The 16,551-nt window shown below is 46.0% G+C and carries 14 protein-coding genes and 1 pseudogene; 6 read left to right on the forward strand and 9 right to left on the reverse strand.

Annotated elements, in window-relative coordinates:
* Window positions 1–3: 3 nt before the first annotated feature.
* Genes Q0171_RS06945 through Q0171_RS06955 form a run of 3 tightly spaced genes read right to left on the reverse strand, consistent with a single transcriptional unit; the run spans window position 4 to window position 3,491 of the window.
* Window positions 4–750, reverse strand: coding sequence for a fumarate reductase iron-sulfur subunit (locus Q0171_RS06945; protein WP_299328189.1), 747 nt, complete (start codon window positions 748–750; stop codon window positions 4–6).
* The gene (locus tag Q0171_RS06950; protein WP_299328191.1) at window positions 750–2,720 is read right to left on the reverse strand and encodes a fumarate reductase flavoprotein subunit; all 1,971 of its coding nucleotides are present in this window, start codon (window positions 2,718–2,720) and stop codon (window positions 750–752) included. The genes Q0171_RS06945 and Q0171_RS06950 overlap by 1 nt, the downstream gene beginning before the upstream one ends.
* Window positions 2,721–3,491 carry a fumarate reductase cytochrome b subunit gene (locus Q0171_RS06955; RefSeq protein ID WP_299328194.1) on the reverse strand — a complete coding sequence of 257 codons (771 nt, stop codon included), beginning with the start codon at window positions 3,489–3,491 and terminating at the stop codon, window positions 2,721–2,723.
* Window positions 3,492–3,879: 388 nt separating this feature from the next.
* Here Q0171_RS06955 and Q0171_RS06960 point away from each other — a divergent pair, with 388 nt between their 5' ends.
* From Q0171_RS06960 to Q0171_RS06985, 6 genes and pseudogenes are all read left to right on the forward strand, one after another.
* The gene (locus tag Q0171_RS06960; protein ID WP_317279172.1) at window positions 3,880–5,265 is read left to right on the forward strand and encodes a S41 family peptidase; all 1,386 of its coding nucleotides are present in this window, start codon (window positions 3,880–3,882) and stop codon (window positions 5,263–5,265) included.
* 66 nt (window positions 5,266–5,331) lie between these two features.
* A complete protein-coding gene (gene purC / locus Q0171_RS06965) occupies window positions 5,332–6,057 on the forward strand; it encodes a phosphoribosylaminoimidazolesuccinocarboxamide synthase (RefSeq protein WP_299328197.1) in 726 nt (241 codons plus the stop codon).
* A gap of 91 nt (window positions 6,058–6,148) precedes the next feature.
* Complete coding sequence (purS, locus tag Q0171_RS06970) at window positions 6,149–6,391, forward strand: phosphoribosylformylglycinamidine synthase subunit PurS (protein WP_299328199.1); 243 nt, start codon at window positions 6,149–6,151, stop codon at window positions 6,389–6,391.
* A 2-nt stretch (window positions 6,392–6,393) separates the two neighbouring features.
* Window positions 6,394–7,140 (forward strand): phosphoribosylformylglycinamidine synthase subunit PurQ, encoded by a 747-nt coding sequence (purQ, locus tag Q0171_RS06975; protein ID WP_299328202.1) that lies wholly within the window; start codon window positions 6,394–6,396, stop codon window positions 7,138–7,140.
* Window position 7,141: 1 nt separating this feature from the next.
* Window positions 7,142–8,326: a hypothetical protein gene (locus tag Q0171_RS06980; protein WP_299328205.1), complete on the forward strand. Its 1,185-nt coding sequence runs from the start codon at window positions 7,142–7,144 to the stop codon at window positions 8,324–8,326.
* Window positions 8,316–8,930 (forward strand): annotated as a pseudogene (locus Q0171_RS06985) (1-acylglycerol-3-phosphate O-acyltransferase); the annotation flags it as partial. The gene Q0171_RS06980 and the pseudogene Q0171_RS06985, both read left to right, overlap by 11 nt.
* A gap of 402 nt (window positions 8,931–9,332) precedes the next feature.
* Here Q0171_RS06985 and Q0171_RS06990 read toward each other — a convergent pair.
* The 6 genes from Q0171_RS06990 to Q0171_RS07015 all read right to left on the reverse strand — a co-directional run bounded on the left by Q0171_RS06990 (window position 9,333) and on the right by Q0171_RS07015 (window position 16,549).
* Window positions 9,333–10,682, reverse strand: a complete 1,350-nt coding sequence (locus tag Q0171_RS06990) for a peptidase U32 family protein (protein ID WP_299328339.1) — start codon at window positions 10,680–10,682, stop codon at window positions 9,333–9,335.
* Between the two features lie 79 nt (window positions 10,683–10,761).
* On the reverse strand, window positions 10,762–11,472 hold the full coding sequence (locus tag Q0171_RS06995) for a chemotaxis protein (protein ID WP_299328208.1): 711 nt from the start codon (window positions 11,470–11,472) through the stop codon (window positions 10,762–10,764).
* Window positions 11,473–11,520: 48 nt separating this feature from the next.
* The gene (serA, locus tag Q0171_RS07000) at window positions 11,521–13,101 is read right to left on the reverse strand and encodes a phosphoglycerate dehydrogenase (RefSeq protein WP_299328342.1); all 1,581 of its coding nucleotides are present in this window, start codon (window positions 13,099–13,101) and stop codon (window positions 11,521–11,523) included.
* A 15-nt stretch (window positions 13,102–13,116) separates the two neighbouring features.
* Window positions 13,117–13,581 (reverse strand): hypothetical protein, encoded by a 465-nt coding sequence (locus Q0171_RS07005; protein WP_299328211.1) that lies wholly within the window; start codon window positions 13,579–13,581, stop codon window positions 13,117–13,119.
* Window positions 13,582–13,598: 17 nt separating this feature from the next.
* A complete protein-coding gene (locus Q0171_RS07010; protein ID WP_299328214.1) occupies window positions 13,599–15,251 on the reverse strand; it encodes a 30S ribosomal protein S1 in 1,653 nt (550 codons plus the stop codon).
* Between the two features lie 119 nt (window positions 15,252–15,370).
* A complete protein-coding gene (locus tag Q0171_RS07015; RefSeq protein ID WP_299328217.1) occupies window positions 15,371–16,549 on the reverse strand; it encodes an outer membrane family protein in 1,179 nt (392 codons plus the stop codon).
* Between the last annotated feature and the right edge of the window lie 2 nt (window positions 16,550–16,551).

Consider the following 16,551-nt stretch of genomic DNA (forward strand, 5'->3'; position numbering starts at 1 on the left):
CTACTATTTCGCGCCGACTGCTACCATTTTGCGGCGTAGGTAGGCGATTTTGCTTTGAAGGGGGAGATTTTTGGGGCAGGTATCGTGGCAGGCGATAAGACTCATACAGCCAAACACGCCATCATCATTGCCTACTAGCTCGTAGAAGTCTTCATCTGTGCGCTTGTCGTGAGAGTCGATCATAAAGCGCACAATGCGATTCATACCAGCTGCGCCGACAAAATCTTCACGCATAAGCTTGGTCGCACAGCTTGCGATACAGCAGCCACACTCAATGCAGCGATCTAGCTCAAAGACATCTTGCGCTTCTTGCGGATCGATGGGCTTTTCAAGCTTGGAAATATCTGTCTCTTCATTGCTATGCACCCAGCTCTCCACGCGCTTTGTCATACCGGCAAACCACTCGCCTGTATTGACACTCAAATCTTTGATAAGCTTAAATGCTGGTAGCGGCATAAGTGTGATAGTCTCTGGGAAATCCTTAGTCAGCGTGCGGCAGGCAAGCCTCGGGCGACCATTGATCATCATCGAGCAGCTGCCACAAATCCCCGCGCGGCAGACAAAGTCAAAGCTTAGATCTGGGTCTTGCTTCTCGCGGATAAGATTAAGCGCGATAAAAATTGTCATAGAATCTGTTTCTTCAAGCTTGTATTCCGCGAAATGTGGCTTAGATACCGCGCTATGGGGGTCAAACTTCAAGGCGCGGATAGTGAGTGTTCTACCCTTTTGTTGAGTGTGTTGTGTTTGCATTATTTATCTCCTAGTCGTTGATTTTTCTCTTTATACTTGGGCTGCAAGTCAAAGTCCATAAGAGCCTGTTGCAACTCGTAGCGATCGCCGCCACGCGCTTGCACTTCTTGGGTGATTTTGTCAATCTCGACTTGGCGTTTAGCAGAGAGCGGATTTTCAATAATCATACCCTTAGCCCCATAGCCGCGGAATCCGGGGGCAATTTCCATAGACATAATATCTAGGTCTTCATAAGAGAGTGTGGGCAGTGTTTGTGTGTCGCTCTCCCACGAAGCAAGCGTGCGCTTAAGCCACTTCTCATCATCGCGTTTGGGGTAGTCTTCACGCGTATGCGCGCCCCTAGATTCTGTGCGATTAAGCGCGCCAAGAGCCACACAAAGTGCTAGCTTAATCATCTTAGGCACGCGGTAGGCATCTTCTAGCTCGGGGTTGTTGTGGAGCTTTTTATTTTTGATACCGATGTTTTTGCTGCGTTTGTAGATTTCTTCCAAGCGAGCAACGGCATCTTCTAGCCCCTTGCCATCGCGGAAAATCCCCACATCTTCTTCCATAATGTCTTTCATCGCGTTTTTAAGCTCATAGACATTTTCGTGTCCGCTATTATTGACAAGCGATTCTAGGTAGGCTTGCTCTTTGGCGACAAAGCTTTCAATCACGGAAGTTTGTATATCCATCTTTGCTTGCTCACAATGCTGCGCGAAATAATCTCCAATAATCATTCCGCTAACAGCCGCCTCGCTCACAGAGTTCCCACCTAAGCGGTTAAATCCGTGCATATCCCAGCACGCTGCTTCACCCGCGGCAAAAAGCCCTGCAAGTGCAGTGTGTCCTTGATAGTTTGTGCGGATACCGCCCATAGAGTAGTGCTGCATAGGCTTCACCGGTGCCCATTTCTCTGCTGGGTCAATCCCTGCAAACACTTGGCAGATTTCTTGCACATCGCGCAAGTTTCGCTCGATATGCTCTCGCCCAAGGATTGAAATATCAAGCCACAAATGCTCTCCATACGCGGACTTCACGCCCTTGCCCTCTCGAATCCTTTGAATCATTCTGCGAGAGACGACATCGCGGCTTGCAAGCTCCTTTTTCTCCGGCTCATAGTCTGGCATAAAGCGATAGCCATCGACATCGCGCAAGATCCCGCCATCACCACGGCAGCCCTCTGTGAGCAAGATCCCACTAGGGAAGAGTGGGGTGGGGTGGAACTGCACTGCCTCCATATTGCCAAGCTTTGCTACTCCTGTCTCCATTGCGATTGCTAGCCCAATACCCTCGCAAATCACAGCATTTGTGGTGTTTTTGTAGATTCTGCCATAGCCGCCTGTGGCGATAAGCGTGCCTTTAGCCACATAGGCGATAAGCTCGCCTGTGATGAGATCGCGCACGACTGCGCCATAGCAAATGCCATCTTTATGGATTAGGCGCAGGGCTTCTTTGCGGTCTTGTATATCTACGCCGTGTTTGTAGGCTTCATTTGCTACTGCATAGAGCATAGAGTGCCCTGTCGCATCGGCAGTGTAGCAAGTGCGCCACTTTTTCGTCCCACCAAAGTCGCGAGAGTGGATATAGCCGTGGCGGAAGTCTTCTTCTGTGATGGTGGTTTTCTGCGCGTTGATGACAGCGGTGCGATCGCCCTTTTGGATTCTAGTCCAAGCTACACCCCAAGCAGCAAGTTCTCTAATCGCCTTAGGCGCAGTGGTAACAAACATTCTCGCCACCTTTTGATCACAGCCCCAATCGCTCCCCTTAACCGTGTCGGCGAAGTGTAGGTCTTCATTATCGCCATCGCTCATTTTTGAATTACCAAGGCTTGCTTGCATACCGCCTTGTGCTGCGGCAGAGTGGCTGCGCTTGACAGGCACGAGTGAAAGCACGATTGTGCTTAAACCCTTTTGCTTTGCTGCGATAGAGGCGCGAAGCCCCGCCAAACCACCACCGATAATTAGCGCGTCTGCATATACTACTTTCATTTACTCTCCTTTTCCTTTTGTAGCGACATCAACTGCACGATAATGCTCTATGCCCTTGCTAGAATCCAGCCCTTGACCGATTTTCATATACGCAGCATAGGAGCAAAGCCCAAGCACGATACAAAACACCGATAACGCCCATTTCACGCGGCGGAGATTTTGTATGCCAAGCTTCTCAAACCAGCCCCATTTGATACAGAGTCGATAGAGTCCAATGGAGCCGTGCAGCTCTACTGCAAAAAGTAAGAATATGTATAAAAGCCAATAGTTTTGATGCACAAAGCGGAATGATGAAGCAAGCGGTCCTATGTGTTCAGGCTGAGTAAGGTTGGTAAAAAGATGGGGCATCGCTAGGAAAAACATCGCAAAGCCTGTGGCAGCTTGGATCACCCATAAGCTTGTATCCCCGTGCTGCATAAGCTTTTTATGCGTTTTTAGCGCGATAAATTGGCGGTAATTGACCGGAAACTTGCGCAATGCCAAAAATGCGTGCGCCACGAAAGCTACAATCACCACTGCCGCTACGATTGATACCAAAAATGGCTGCCCCTCATCGCCGAAAATAAAGCTGCCTTCAAAAAATGTCGTTACTGCAAACATCGCTTCTTGGCTAATCAAAATGCTTGATACAAACAGCAAATGCGCGAGCATAAACAACGCTAGAAAAAGCCCCGTAGCACTCTGCCAGAAGTCTAGCCGAGCAGGCATCTTGCTCTTTTTTCTCTCCTTTGTTACACCTGTGTAACTCTCAATGATCTTGTCTTCTTGCATTGAATCTCCTTAATGTGATTAGCCCAAATTCTGGGGCAATGGGCAAATTATAGTCTATATTTTTGGGAAAAAAACTTAAATTATTTTTAGATTCTGTGTTTTTTGGATAATGGAATTTCGCGTAGAATCTTTGATCAGGCAAGTTAAATTTTATGAGCTTAAGGCAGGTAAAATTCATAGCTCTTTACAAGGCGCTTAGGGGAAAGATTTCATAATTTTTTAGGCTTTTTAGTGTAAAATGCTAGAATCCACGCAGGTATTATCAAGAGTTAAAGAGCACAATAGCAGGTCAGGAGCCACACTACAATCCGGCATAGACAGAATCTACAATCAATTCTTGCTAATTCTAGCGAGTGGAATATAGACAAATATACACAAAAGGCATAGCATGAGCAGAAATTTTTTCATAGGCATGGCAGTCGCAGTTGTTGGAGTGTTTCTCGCGTTTGGAAACCTCACTACACTCACGCAGGCTGCACCACAAGAGCAAGCAAAAGAACAAAAACCCGACACCAAAAAGCAGCGTGCGCAGGCATACGACAGGCTTGCACAGACAATCGCGACCATAGAGTCCTACTATGTCGATGAAGTCCCTATCGATGATCTTATTGATAAAGCCATCAATGGTCTCATTTCTAATCTTGACGCACACTCCGAGTTTCTCGATGAGAAGAAATATAAAGAGCTAAAAACACAAACCAAAGGCGAGTTTGGTGGGCTTGGGATCACCGTGGGGCTAAAGGACGGAGCGCTCACAATCATTGCGCCACTTGAGGGCACCCCAGCGCAAAAAGCTGGTCTCCAAAGTGGCGATGTCATCTTAAAAATCGAGAATCAAAGCACCATTGGTATGAGCATCGATGATGCAGTAAATCTCATGCGCGGCAAACCCAAAACCCAAATCACAATCACAATCGTGCGAAAAGGCGAAAGCAAGCCGCTAGTTTTTACCTTGACGCGCGATATTATTAAGATCAAATCCGTCTATGCCAAAAGCATTGATGACACGCCTTATGTATATATTCGCATCAATTCTTTTGACGAGAATGTTACACAAAGCGTCAAACAAGCGCTTAAAGAGCATGCCAAAGCCCAAGGTATTGTGCTTGACTTGCGCAATAACCCTGGCGGGCTGCTTGATCAAGCCGTAGAGCTTTCAAATCTCTTCATAAAGAGCGGGATCATCGTCTCACAAAAAGGCAAGATAAAAGAGGAAAACATCGCCTACAAAGCCAATGGTAAAGCCCCATATAGCAAAATCCCAATTGTCGTGCTTGTCAATAGCGGGACAGCGAGTGCGAGCGAGATTGTCTCTGGCGCACTCCAGGACCACCATCGTGCGATTGTCGTTGGCGAAGACACATTTGGCAAGGGTAGCGTGCAAGTGGTAATCCCCATCAACAATACCGAAGCAATCAAACTCACCACAGCCAAATACTATCTCCCAAGCGGACGCACCATACAGGCTGTGGGCGTGAAACCCGATGTCGTCGTGCATCCTGGCAAAGTCCCCCAGGAGAGCGGCGGGTTTGAGATAAAAGAAGCAGATTTGCGCAATCACTTGCAAAACGAGCTTAATAAACTTGATGACCAAGAAGCGAAAAAAGATGAAAGCAAATCCTTGCAAAAAGATTCTCTCGAGGAGCAAAAGCGCATCACACATGCAGATGTATCTAACGATATCCAGCTGAAATTCGCCATTGACTCACTAAAGACTTGGGAGATTTTAGATTCTGCTAGAAACACCCAAGAGAGCATCAAGCCCAAAAAATAAGGGGAATTATCACGCTTCAATAAATCTAAGCGTAGAATCTCGCCATACCACTTTTAAGGAGATCCAATGAACCAATCACCACAAAAGCAATCTCTGCTCTATGAGGGCAAAGGGAAAAAGCTTTTTGCCACCACAGATGAAGGTCAAGTTATCGCCGAGTTTAAAGACGACTTAACCGCATTCAACGCCCAAAAACGCAGCAGTGAATCGGGTAAAGGCGCGCTAAACTGCGTGATTAGCAGTCTGCTTTTTGAGCTACTTGGCAAACACGGAATCAAAAGCCACTATATAAAAATGCTTGATGAAAACAACATGCTCTGCCAGAAAGTGCAGATTATCCCTATCGAGGTTGTCGTGCGCAACATCGCCACAGGCTCGCTTAGCAAGCGACTAGGGATTGAAGATGGCGTTGTGCTGCCATTTACGCTCGTAGAGTTTTACTACAAAGATGATGCATTGGGCGATCCTATCATCAATGATGAACATTGCAAGATTCTAGGGATCATCAATGATGAGCGAGATCTTGAACATCTCCGCCAAGAAGCAAGGAAAATCAACGATATCTTGCGCGCATTTTTCGACGATCGGGGATTAAAGCTTGTGGATTTCAAGCTAGAGTTTGGTAGGAATGCACAGGGAGAAATTATCCTAGCTGATGAGATTTCGCCAGATAGCTGCAGATTCTGGGATAAGCAGACAAATAAAAAGCTTGATAAAGATAGATTCCGCCAAGATCTAGGCGATCTCAAAAGTGCGTATGCCGAAGTGCTCCAGCGCATACAAACACCCTAAATTGCACTAGAATCTAAGCCCAGAGTCTCAAGCAGATAAGAAGACACAACATATAATTCCAACAAGTATAACTAAAGACAAAGGAAGCCTAATGCAAGCACAAATCACAATCAGCCTACGAAATGGTGTCCTAGACCCACAAGCAAAGGCTATACACCATGCCATAGAGTCGCTAGGATTCTCGCAGGTGAGCCAAGTTGTCATGCAAAAGCAAATCACGCTTGAGCTTGAGTCCAGCTCGCAAGAGCACGCCCAGCAAATCGCAGAGCAAATTGCCCACGATCTGCTTGCAAACCCCGTCATCGAAAACTATGAAGTGCAGATAAAGGCATAACCATGGTAAGTATCGTGCGCTTTGCAGGGACAAATTGCGAGTTTGACATGCAGTATGTATATGAAAAGCTACTGCATATCCCAAGCACCATCATCTGGCATAAAGACAAAGCCCTGCCAAGCGGGACGAAGCTTGTCGTGCTAGCAGGTGGGTTTAGCTATGGGGACTATCTGCGAAGTGGAGCGATTGCGCGCTTTGCGCCTATCATGCGCGCAGTTAAAGAATTTGGCGAGCGGGGCGGTCGGATTCTAGGCATCTGCAATGGATTCCAGATTCTCACCGAGGCTAAACTCCTGCCTGGCGCCTTGCTGCGCAATCAAGGGCTGCATTTCATCTCTAAAACAATCCCACTTCACATTGCAAACACTGACAATATCTTTTTGCAGCCATATAAAAAAGATGAAATAATCTCGCTACCTATCGCACATGCTGATGGGCGCTACCATATCGATAGGAGTGGGCTGGAGCGCTTGCAGGAGGGTGGGCAGATTCTACTGCGCTATGTGGAGAATGAAAATGGCTCGGTAGAATCTATCGCAGGAATCTGCAATGCAGAGAAAAATATCTTTGGACTTATGCCTCACCCAGAGCGCGCATGCGAAGCGCTCTCGCTTCGCTATATTCGCGCACATTCTCTGCGCAGAGCAGGCGATACACCTGTGGAATCCACCAAAGATCACACAAGCACTTTGACTACTTCGACTACTCCACAAGGGCTAGCCATGCTAGAATCCATTTACAAGGCATAGTATGCGTGCGCTACTTTTCTCTACACTTTTGTGCTTATCGTTTGTGGCAGCTCATGCCGCACCAGAAGATTCCAAGCTTCTTGAATCCTTTGCCGATTCTAATAGCCCTAGCCCAAGTAGCATGCAGACAAGCACGGAGCAGATTCTGCACCTCCAAAACATCACACCAGAATCCATTCTCCAGTCCCCAATCTACATCGGGCAGAAGATCCCTATCACTTATCGTGTGCTATTTTTCAACAATGCCTCGCTCAATCAAAGCTCTTTCAAAGAAAAAACCACCACAAACGCAATTACACTCGAGAATCCAAACCAGCCATGGCAGGAGGCTAGCACAGGAGAGCCCGCCCAAAACCCGCAAAACCAAAAATCCTATGAGATCACCTATATCTTCAAAATCAAAACCCCAAATGCACGCATTCCAGCATTTGAAGTCTCTGCGATTTCTGCTGATGGTGCATATATCGATGTCGCCACAAGCGAAGCACTCACGCTTAGCGCCATAGATCTCTACCAGAATAAAAACTATGTCGGCGTGGTGGGACAAGACCTCCAGCTAGGGATCTACAAAGCCAAACCCTATGATGAGCACAATAACCTAATCGCCTTTGAACTCATCGCCAAGCAGGCAAATCTCGAAGATTTTAAACTTCCAAATATCGAAAAGCAAGGGATTGAACGATCAAGCTTTAATCTCGCAGAATCCAGGGCGATTTTTTATGCGATTCTGCCCCGCAGTATGCAAAATCTCCTACTCGAGTATTTCTCCACACAGACAAACCGCTTCGAACAAGTGCGAATCCCTGTTGTGCCAGTGGTTGAGGGGGTTACCACACAAGAGAATCTAAAGCCCAAAAATACCTATCTTATCTACCGAGCACTCGCACTTGCTGGCGTGGCGATTAGCTTTTTTGTGCTGGCATTTTTTGCCAAGCGCTTGCGTAAAGTGCTTATCGCCATTGGTGTGTGTGTGCTGCTCTATCTGCTCTATCAACTACTCTACACAAAAACTGCCATGATTGATGCCCAGACCAAAATCTGGATTCTACCGACACACAACTCCACACTACTAGAGGAAACAAGCGCCGCCATGGAAGTGAAAATCATCGGCGAACACGACAAATACTACAAAATCAGCACACCCGCGGAAACAATAGGCTGGATTAGGAAAGACGATGCGAAATAAGCTTAAAGGAATTTATGAGCTACTTCTCATTGGCGTAGGGCTTGCGATTATCATTTGCTTTATCTTCCTTAATCGCAAGAAAAATAACGCCCGCAGCACGCGCATGAGCTGTCATACATTTTTTACACTAGCAAACATTCGGCTTGAGCAACTAGGGGAGTTTGATGAGAGCGCTGACCTTATCATTATGAATCACCAAAGCGTCGCAGATATCCTCTGCCTAGAAGCCTACCACCCACGCAATATCTGCTGGGTAGCCAAAAAGCAGCTAGGGGAGATTCCATTTTATGGCTACGCACTCACAGGTCCAGAGATGATTCTAATCGACAGGGAAGACAAGCGCGGGCTCGCACTCCTGCTAGGCATGGTTAGAGAGAAGCTCGCCCAAAAGCGCCCGATTGTGATTTTCCCAGAAGGCACACGCAGCAAGGGGGGTGAGCGATTTTTACGCTTCAAGCCTGGTGCAAAGATAATCGCCGAGAAATTCAATCTCAAAATCCAGCCAATCGTGCTGGTCAATACGCGAAGAATTTTTAACTCCTCGCCCTTAGAAGCAACAAGCAATCGTGCGCGCATGATTGCGCTAAAGCCTTTTACTCTTGATGAAATGCCAAGCAAAGAAGTCTTCTACCACTCTAGCGACTCACTTGATCGCGCCAAAACCCTAGCGCACAAACAAGCACGCAAAACGCGAGGGCTAGCATGTATTGTAGATTCTGGTGCGGAATCCACAGAATCCATGTCAGCAAATCAAACAACCCAACCCCAGCAAGCTACCACACAGGAATCGCAGCAGAATCTACGGCAAGATTCGTGGTATGAGCAGCTTGAGCAGTGTATGCAAGAAGTCTATACCCGCCACTACAACGAGCTAAATCACTAGCTCCCACCAGAATCTATATCCAGCAAGATTCCAGCCATGCTCTCGCCACATAAGCAAATGCCAACAGGTATCCAGAACCACAGACAACACACAAGCTACATATAGCGCCAGAGTCGTTGGCGCTTACTCTACAATCTCTTGACGCAAAAAGCTAAAAGGCGGTAGAGGCAACGGGAGCTTGAAAGCATTGACATTGCCGCTATGGATAGATTCTAGCTCTTTGCCATCTTGGGTTAGAATCTTATCAAAGCGCATTTTCTTTACCAAACGCTTTTGCCCACCCTGCTCTATCTCCTCCTCATAAATCTCCCCTAGCTCACTTTGACCACACTCCACATGCGCACCAAAAGGCAACACAATTTCTTTGGATTCTCCCACTCGAATAGTATGCTTACAGAGCGCAAACTCGCCCCCCTCTAGCACTTCGGCATTGACCTGGTAACTGCCCTCACTTATGGCAGTCAAATGATTTTGCGTGGTATTTTTCTCATAAGGTCGGCTGATGATATATCCATTAGTGAAGCCACGATTTTTCAAAGTATTTAGCTCAAATGCGTAAAAACTAGAATCTAACTCCCCTCTATAATAGTCATCAACAGCAGCACGATAGGCTCTAGCTGTGATTGCCGCGTAGTAATGTGATTTCGTGCGTCCCTCAATCTTAAGTGCATCTACTGCGCCAGAATCTAAAATCTCCTTAATATGTGCGCTTAGATTTAAATCCTTAGAATTAAAGATATGTGTGCCTAGCCCCTCTTGCTCTTCAAGCCTCATCATCACGCCATTGTCCGGGTTTTTGACAAATAGTTCCTTGCCATTAAATTTGACAAGGCTATCGCTTGCCTCATCGCGCACGAAATACTCATAATCAAATCGGCAGTCATTCGCGCAGCTCCCGCGATTTGGCACGCGCCCAGACTGCAATGCAGAGATAAGGCAGCGCCCAGAAAAAGCAAAGCACATGCTCCCATGCACAAAAATCTCTAGCTCCAAATCCGGCAAATGCTTTTTAATCTCTCTAGCATCTTTTAGACTAAGCTCGCGTGCGGCGACGATACGCTTCACGCCCATTTCATAAAAAACTTCTGCATCAAGCACATTAAGGACATTAGCCTGGGTGGAGAGATGGATTGGGATTTGTGGGACGAGCTTTTTAGCCAATCTTACAACACCCGGTGCGGCGACAATAAATGCATCAGGAGCTAGATCTGCCATTTTTAGAATATGAGATTCTAGGAGCTTTAGCTGGTTATTGAAGGGAAATCCATTTATGGTTACAAAGACCTTTTTCCCCAATGCATGGGCATATCGCACACCCTCTGCGAAATCCTCATAGCTAAACTCTTTTCCCGCTCTCGTGCGTAGCGAAAAGTGGCTCACTCCACCATAGACCGCATCTGCGCCATAGGCGAGCGCGATTTTTAGCTTAGCAAGATTGCCTGCAGGAGAGAGAATCTGCACTTTTTTATCCATGCTACTACCCATGCTTTGCTCTATTCCTTTCTTATTGCCTTTGCTTGATTCACAGATTCTGTATTTAGGCAGATTTGGGCTATTTTTTCTGTCCAAATGAAGCGATGAGATTTTCAATATCCTCGGCATCTGCGATATTTGGATTATTATCACCTGTGATATACACCGCAGAGGCGACTCGCTTGCTGTCTTCAATTTTACTTTCAAAAAGCGAGTTCATATACTGCGCGAGCGCACGCATGACATTGATGACACGCTCAATGCGTTGGCGGTTAATATCCTGGAACTGCATGATATCCATCGCCTGCAAAATTGCATCTGAGCAGTTATTTGCACTATCTGTAATTGCTGCGACTTCTTTGCGCATAGCCTGGGTGGATTCTAGTGCATGTTTAAAACTCTCCACATGCAAGAAATGCTCGGTAAGCTTTGTAAAAAGCTCTTCTTGCGCGACAAAATATTCTTTCATTTTTTTAGTAGATTTGACAATGGATTCTGCATTTGAGCTGATGATATCTAGCTGATCGAACACCTCGCCTGCTTTAACCTCCGTATCGCGCGTAACATCATCTAGCTGATGAACAACCTTATGATCCTTGTCTGGTGGAGGCGGTGGCCAGCTTTTGGCAGCATGGACACGGAAGTCGTTGGGATCGAATCTCATCTCCCCAGCCTCTTCGCCTGCCCCCTCATCTACCCCTACACCTGCTTGGCTAGAATCTAGCGAGTCAATATCCTGCAGTCCAGAATCCTCCCCACTCATCAACGCATCGAGCTCTTCTTGTGTCATCGCTTATTCTCCCTTGCCTTTATCCCTTGTGAGTTACATCACATACCGCTAGATCACAACCATTTGCAACGAAATACACGCACTAATACCAGAAAGCTCCTGCAAAACCTCTGCAGAAACCATATTATCCACAAGGATTACTGCAAGGGCTTCTTTTTTGGTATTGCGCGCGAGACGGAAGTCTGCAATATTGATTTGATGTTTGCCCAGAATCTGCCCCACACTGCCAATCACTCCGGGGACATCAGTGTTTTTAAATAGCAGCATGCGCCCTTTTGGCTCAATGAGCACTTCAAATTCATTGATAGCACTCACGCGGATAATATTATCATCAAATACCGTGCCAGAGACACTGATGCTGCCATTATTCGTGCGCGCAGTAAGAGTGATAAGGTTTTTATAAGTTTTTGAACCCTCGAGTGCTGTTTTTTGGATTTTGATCCCACGATCCTGGGCAATAAATGGCGCATTGATATAGTTTATCTTATCATCAAGCGAGGGTTTAAGCACGCCTACAACCGCATAGGTTTCAAGAGAATCCACATATTTGCTAATCTCACCCTGCGCAGTAATCTCAAGAGAATTTAGCACGCTTTTATCAAGCTGGGAGCAGAGAAAGCCAAGCTTTTGTGTGAGTTCTGTGTATTGCGCGACAAATGCTGGAATCTGGGCAGTATTGGAGGGGAGATTGAGCGCATTTGGGTAGGAGATCCCGCGCGCAGCCTCCATAGCAGCTTGAGCTGCTTGCTTGGCAATTTCCTCCTGGGATTCTAGGGTATTAGCACCAATATGAGGGGTAACATAGACATTTGGCAAATCCAAAAGCTTACAAGTCGTGCCAGGCTCTTTTTCAAACACATCAATCCCCGCCCAGCGGATTTTCCCACTCACAAGCCCATCATATAAATCCTGCTCATTATAAAGTCCGCCACGCGCGCAGTTGATAAGAATCACTCCATCTTTCATTTTGGCAATTTCTTTAGCAGTGATCATATTCTTGGTCTCTGCATTTTTAGGCGTATGAATCGTGATGATATCGCAATGCAAAATCTCATCAAAATCTTTCACATAGCTAGCCCCTGCATTGATAGCTTTTGATGGATGGATATAGGGATCATAGGCAAGCACTTCCGCCTCGAATGCCTTGCAGCGGATTCCCACGCGCGAGCCGATATTCCCAAATCCAATCACGCCCACACGCTTGCCCTTTAACTCTGTGCCATACCAATCCTCGCGCTTCCATTTTCGCTCGACTTTGAGTTGAGCATTTGCACCAGGAAAATTTCGTATCGCACTTAGGATATGTGTCATAGTGAGTTCGACAGCAGCGATGGTGTTTGCAGTAGGAACATTCATCACTACAATCCCTTGCTTAGAGCACGCATCAATATCGACATTATCCACGCCAACGCCCGCACGCACGATCGCTTTGAGGTTTGGAACATTTGCAAGAAACTCTTCTCCCACACTCGTGGAGCTACGCGTGATAGCCACATCAGCATTATGCAAGGACTTTAGCAGCTCATCTTTAGGGAGTGTGGCGAGATTTAGCATAGCTATATCGCTCTGGGAGGAGAGCATATCTAAGCCCTTTTGGTGGATATGATCACATACGACTATCCTATACATCATCAACTCCTTAAACTAATAGGTGTAGGGTATCTCATAATACTGCAGCTCTTGGATAAGATTCTGGGCTTTGAGATACTCTTTGGGAATATAGACAACCAAATCAATAGAATTGGTGTTTTTACTATAAGCAAACTCGATATTTTTCTGTTTGAAAATTTCATTGAGACAGAAGAATAAATACTCATCTACCGCCGAGATGAAAAGTTTCTGTGGCACATCTTTGATCACAGGATCGACAAAATCCACAAATGCTTCAAACTCTTGGGCTGGATAGGAATAGGCTTTGTTGAAGTGCTTAAGGTTATCAAGCCAGTTTTCTTTGGTGGGGATTGGAGCTTTTGCCACAGGCGCATCTGTCAAGAAATCAAACACAAGCTCTTTAGACAAAACTTCACTTTTATAGTGCAAGAGCCAGCCAATACTCCCCCCCACAAACACACTCGCAATAAGGACTATCCAAATAGATTTCGCGCCCATGACCTCACTCTGTGATGTTAGATTTTGCCTTTAAGCTTATCGCCAAGCGTCATTTTGTCATCAGCGCTGTTGAATGCTTGGATTTCTTCTTTTTGCTTCTGCTTCTCTAGTTTTCGCACAGACACGCGCACGCGATTGCTCTGCTTATCGATTGATACAATCACACACTCAATCTCCGCACCCTGCTCAATCTCTTCTTTTTTCAGCGGATAGAGATCTTCGTTGCGAATAAGCGCGTCCATACCATCAACATCAATAAACACTCCAAAATCTTTGCAGTCAATCACCTTGCCTTTGACGATATCATCGACTTTATGCGCTTTGCCAAATTTTTCTGCTGGGGATTCTTCCAGGGCTTTTTTACTAAGAGATATTCGCTGATTTGTATTATCGATTTTAATAATACGCACTTCAATCTCTTCACCCACTTTAAAGACATCTTTACATTTCGTGCCTTTATCCCAAAACGCATCTTCATTATGCAGTAGCCCATCGACTTCGCCCAGATTCACAAACGCACCAAAATCCGTAAGCGTAGCGACTTTACCTTTAATAATGTCATTTGCCTTATGCTGTTTAGCAAAGTTATCAAAAGGCTTTTCAAGAAGACTTTTAAGCGAAACGCGTAGGCGGCGGTTTGTAGGATCGATTTCAATGACTTCCACATCGATTTCATCGCCCACCTTTAGGAAATCCCCAGGGTGCTTGATGTTTTTATCCCATGAGATCTCAGAGATATGCAAGAATCCTTCCACATCATTACCAATATCAACAAATGCTCCATACGCCTCGATATTGCTGACAACGACTTTTATTGTGTAACCCTTTTTAAGCTCTTTTTGCACTTCTTGCCATGGATCTTGTGTGGCTGCTTTTATGGAGAAAGATAGGCGCTTTTTCTCCTCATCATAGCCAACAACCTTAAGCGAGACGCTATCGCCCTCTTTGTAATGTTTTGTCGTATTGACCGGACCTCGGTGGCTGATTTCTGTGTAATGCACAAGCCCTTTCACACCATCAACCTCGACAAAAATCCCAAAACTTGCCGTGCCTCGAACCACACCTTGTAGCACTTGATCGCGCTTTTCAAGGAGTTTTTTCACGCCCTCTGCCTGCTGGACATCATCAATCTCAAAAAATCTCTTGCGGGAGACGACGATAGAGTGCTCATCTGGACGCACATCAATAATACATGCCCGAATAGTTTGCCCAATGTTTTTAGCAGAATCTTTGAGTGCTGCCATCGCACGCGGCATGAAATAATCCACGCCATCTGCCTCTATAATATACCCACCTTTGTTTTTGCGGATAATCTTACCCTCTATGACTTTGTCTTTGAAATCGCTACCTAGATCTTTGATTTTCTGCTCGATATTAGCAAGCTTTATCGCCTTTTTATACGATACGCTCGGGCGCTCTCCCCTACCGCTAGAAACAAACACCACAATTTCATCGCCCACTTTAAAAGGATTATTCTTGTCCTTGTCGATAACCTCACTTATACTCAATGATCCCTCGACCTTCTCGCCCACATCTACAAGAATCCTATCTTCTTGCACAGCGATGACGCGCCCTGTTTTTATCTGTCCAGATTCTCCTTTGCTCTCGCTTTCTGCGAGCATTTTGGCGAACTCGCCATTATCTTCAATATCTTCCAAAACTTTCAACATCTCTATCGCCTTTGTAAAAAATGCCGCGATTTTACCTGGTATTTGCTTTTATTAAGCTTTATTTATAACAGGGATTTCACTAGCTTAGAGTATTTTAGATTCTAGCAGAATCTAAAATACTAGAAATGATACTCCACATAGCCGCGGAAAATCATGTAACTCCCCATGTTTTGACCAAATCTCGAGGGAGCTTGGGTGGGATTACTCATGCCCAATGCGCTGATACCCATGCGGACATTTTGTATCGGCATAATATCCATTCGTGCTTCCCAGTTTAGCACGCTCTGGGCACCAATAATACTCGTGCGAAACGCTCCATACAAACTAGCGTATTTCCAGAGATTTGCCGAAATGTAGGCATAGGGTGTAATTGCATTATAGTAGAATATCCCATCCGCACGCTCAAATGGCGTTTTTTGCCCAAAGCCATCGATATAAATCGCACCACCTTTTGGGGTGTTGATAATCCCAGCCCCTATACGCATACCTGCCCAATCAATTCCCCCCTCTGTCCAGATGACTCCGCCACCGCCACTATTAAGCGCTTTGCGCTGTTCGTTTAGCTCGACATAGGAAGTGAGATGGATAATCCCCTTAAATAACACATTTTTCGTGATAGGGAGATTTAGCTCACCCCTAAGCCCCGGAGCGACGAAAAAATCTGGCACAAGATAGATATAGGGCGTAAGCGTAATGGGTGCTTGAGGGATCATGATATTAGCACGCAGGTAGAATGCCCCTCCCGTCCATTTGCCAACCTTGCCACTTTGATACTCGCCAAACACTTTATAATTCTGTGAGAAAAATGGCGTGATATAGGCATTGCGCAGCGACCATGAAAAAGCGAGTGAGAGATTTGGGATTTGCTCGTATTTTAGGAAAAGCCCCTCATTAAAATGCGTAATCCAGTCTTCATCGATGCGAAACCGCCCGATTGTCCCGCCAAAACGCTCGTATTGATTATAGTAGTCAGCATAGAGCTGTGGAGCTTCGAAATAAGTCTGTGCCTTGCGGAAGTCATCTCTCTGCCCCTCATAGAGCTTGGGGATAAGCCACAGCTCCGCACCAAATTTATAGCCCAGATACCGCCGCGACTCATAGCCCAGACTTAGGTTAATATCACCATAGGTGGGAGCTTTGTCAATCGACTGCTGGAAAAGTAGCCCAGCATGTCCGTAGATAAGCCCGCGTGCAAAAGCATCTTGAAATGAGTTTGCTGGAGCATCATTGAGCTTGAGGTCTGCCCCATACAGGAGTCCCACACCCAAGCAAACAAACACTAGCTTCCTTAGCCTCATCG

The sequence above is a fragment of the uncultured Helicobacter sp. genome (assembly GCF_937906905.1).
GTDB lineage: Bacteria > Campylobacterota > Campylobacteria > Campylobacterales > Helicobacteraceae > Helicobacter_B.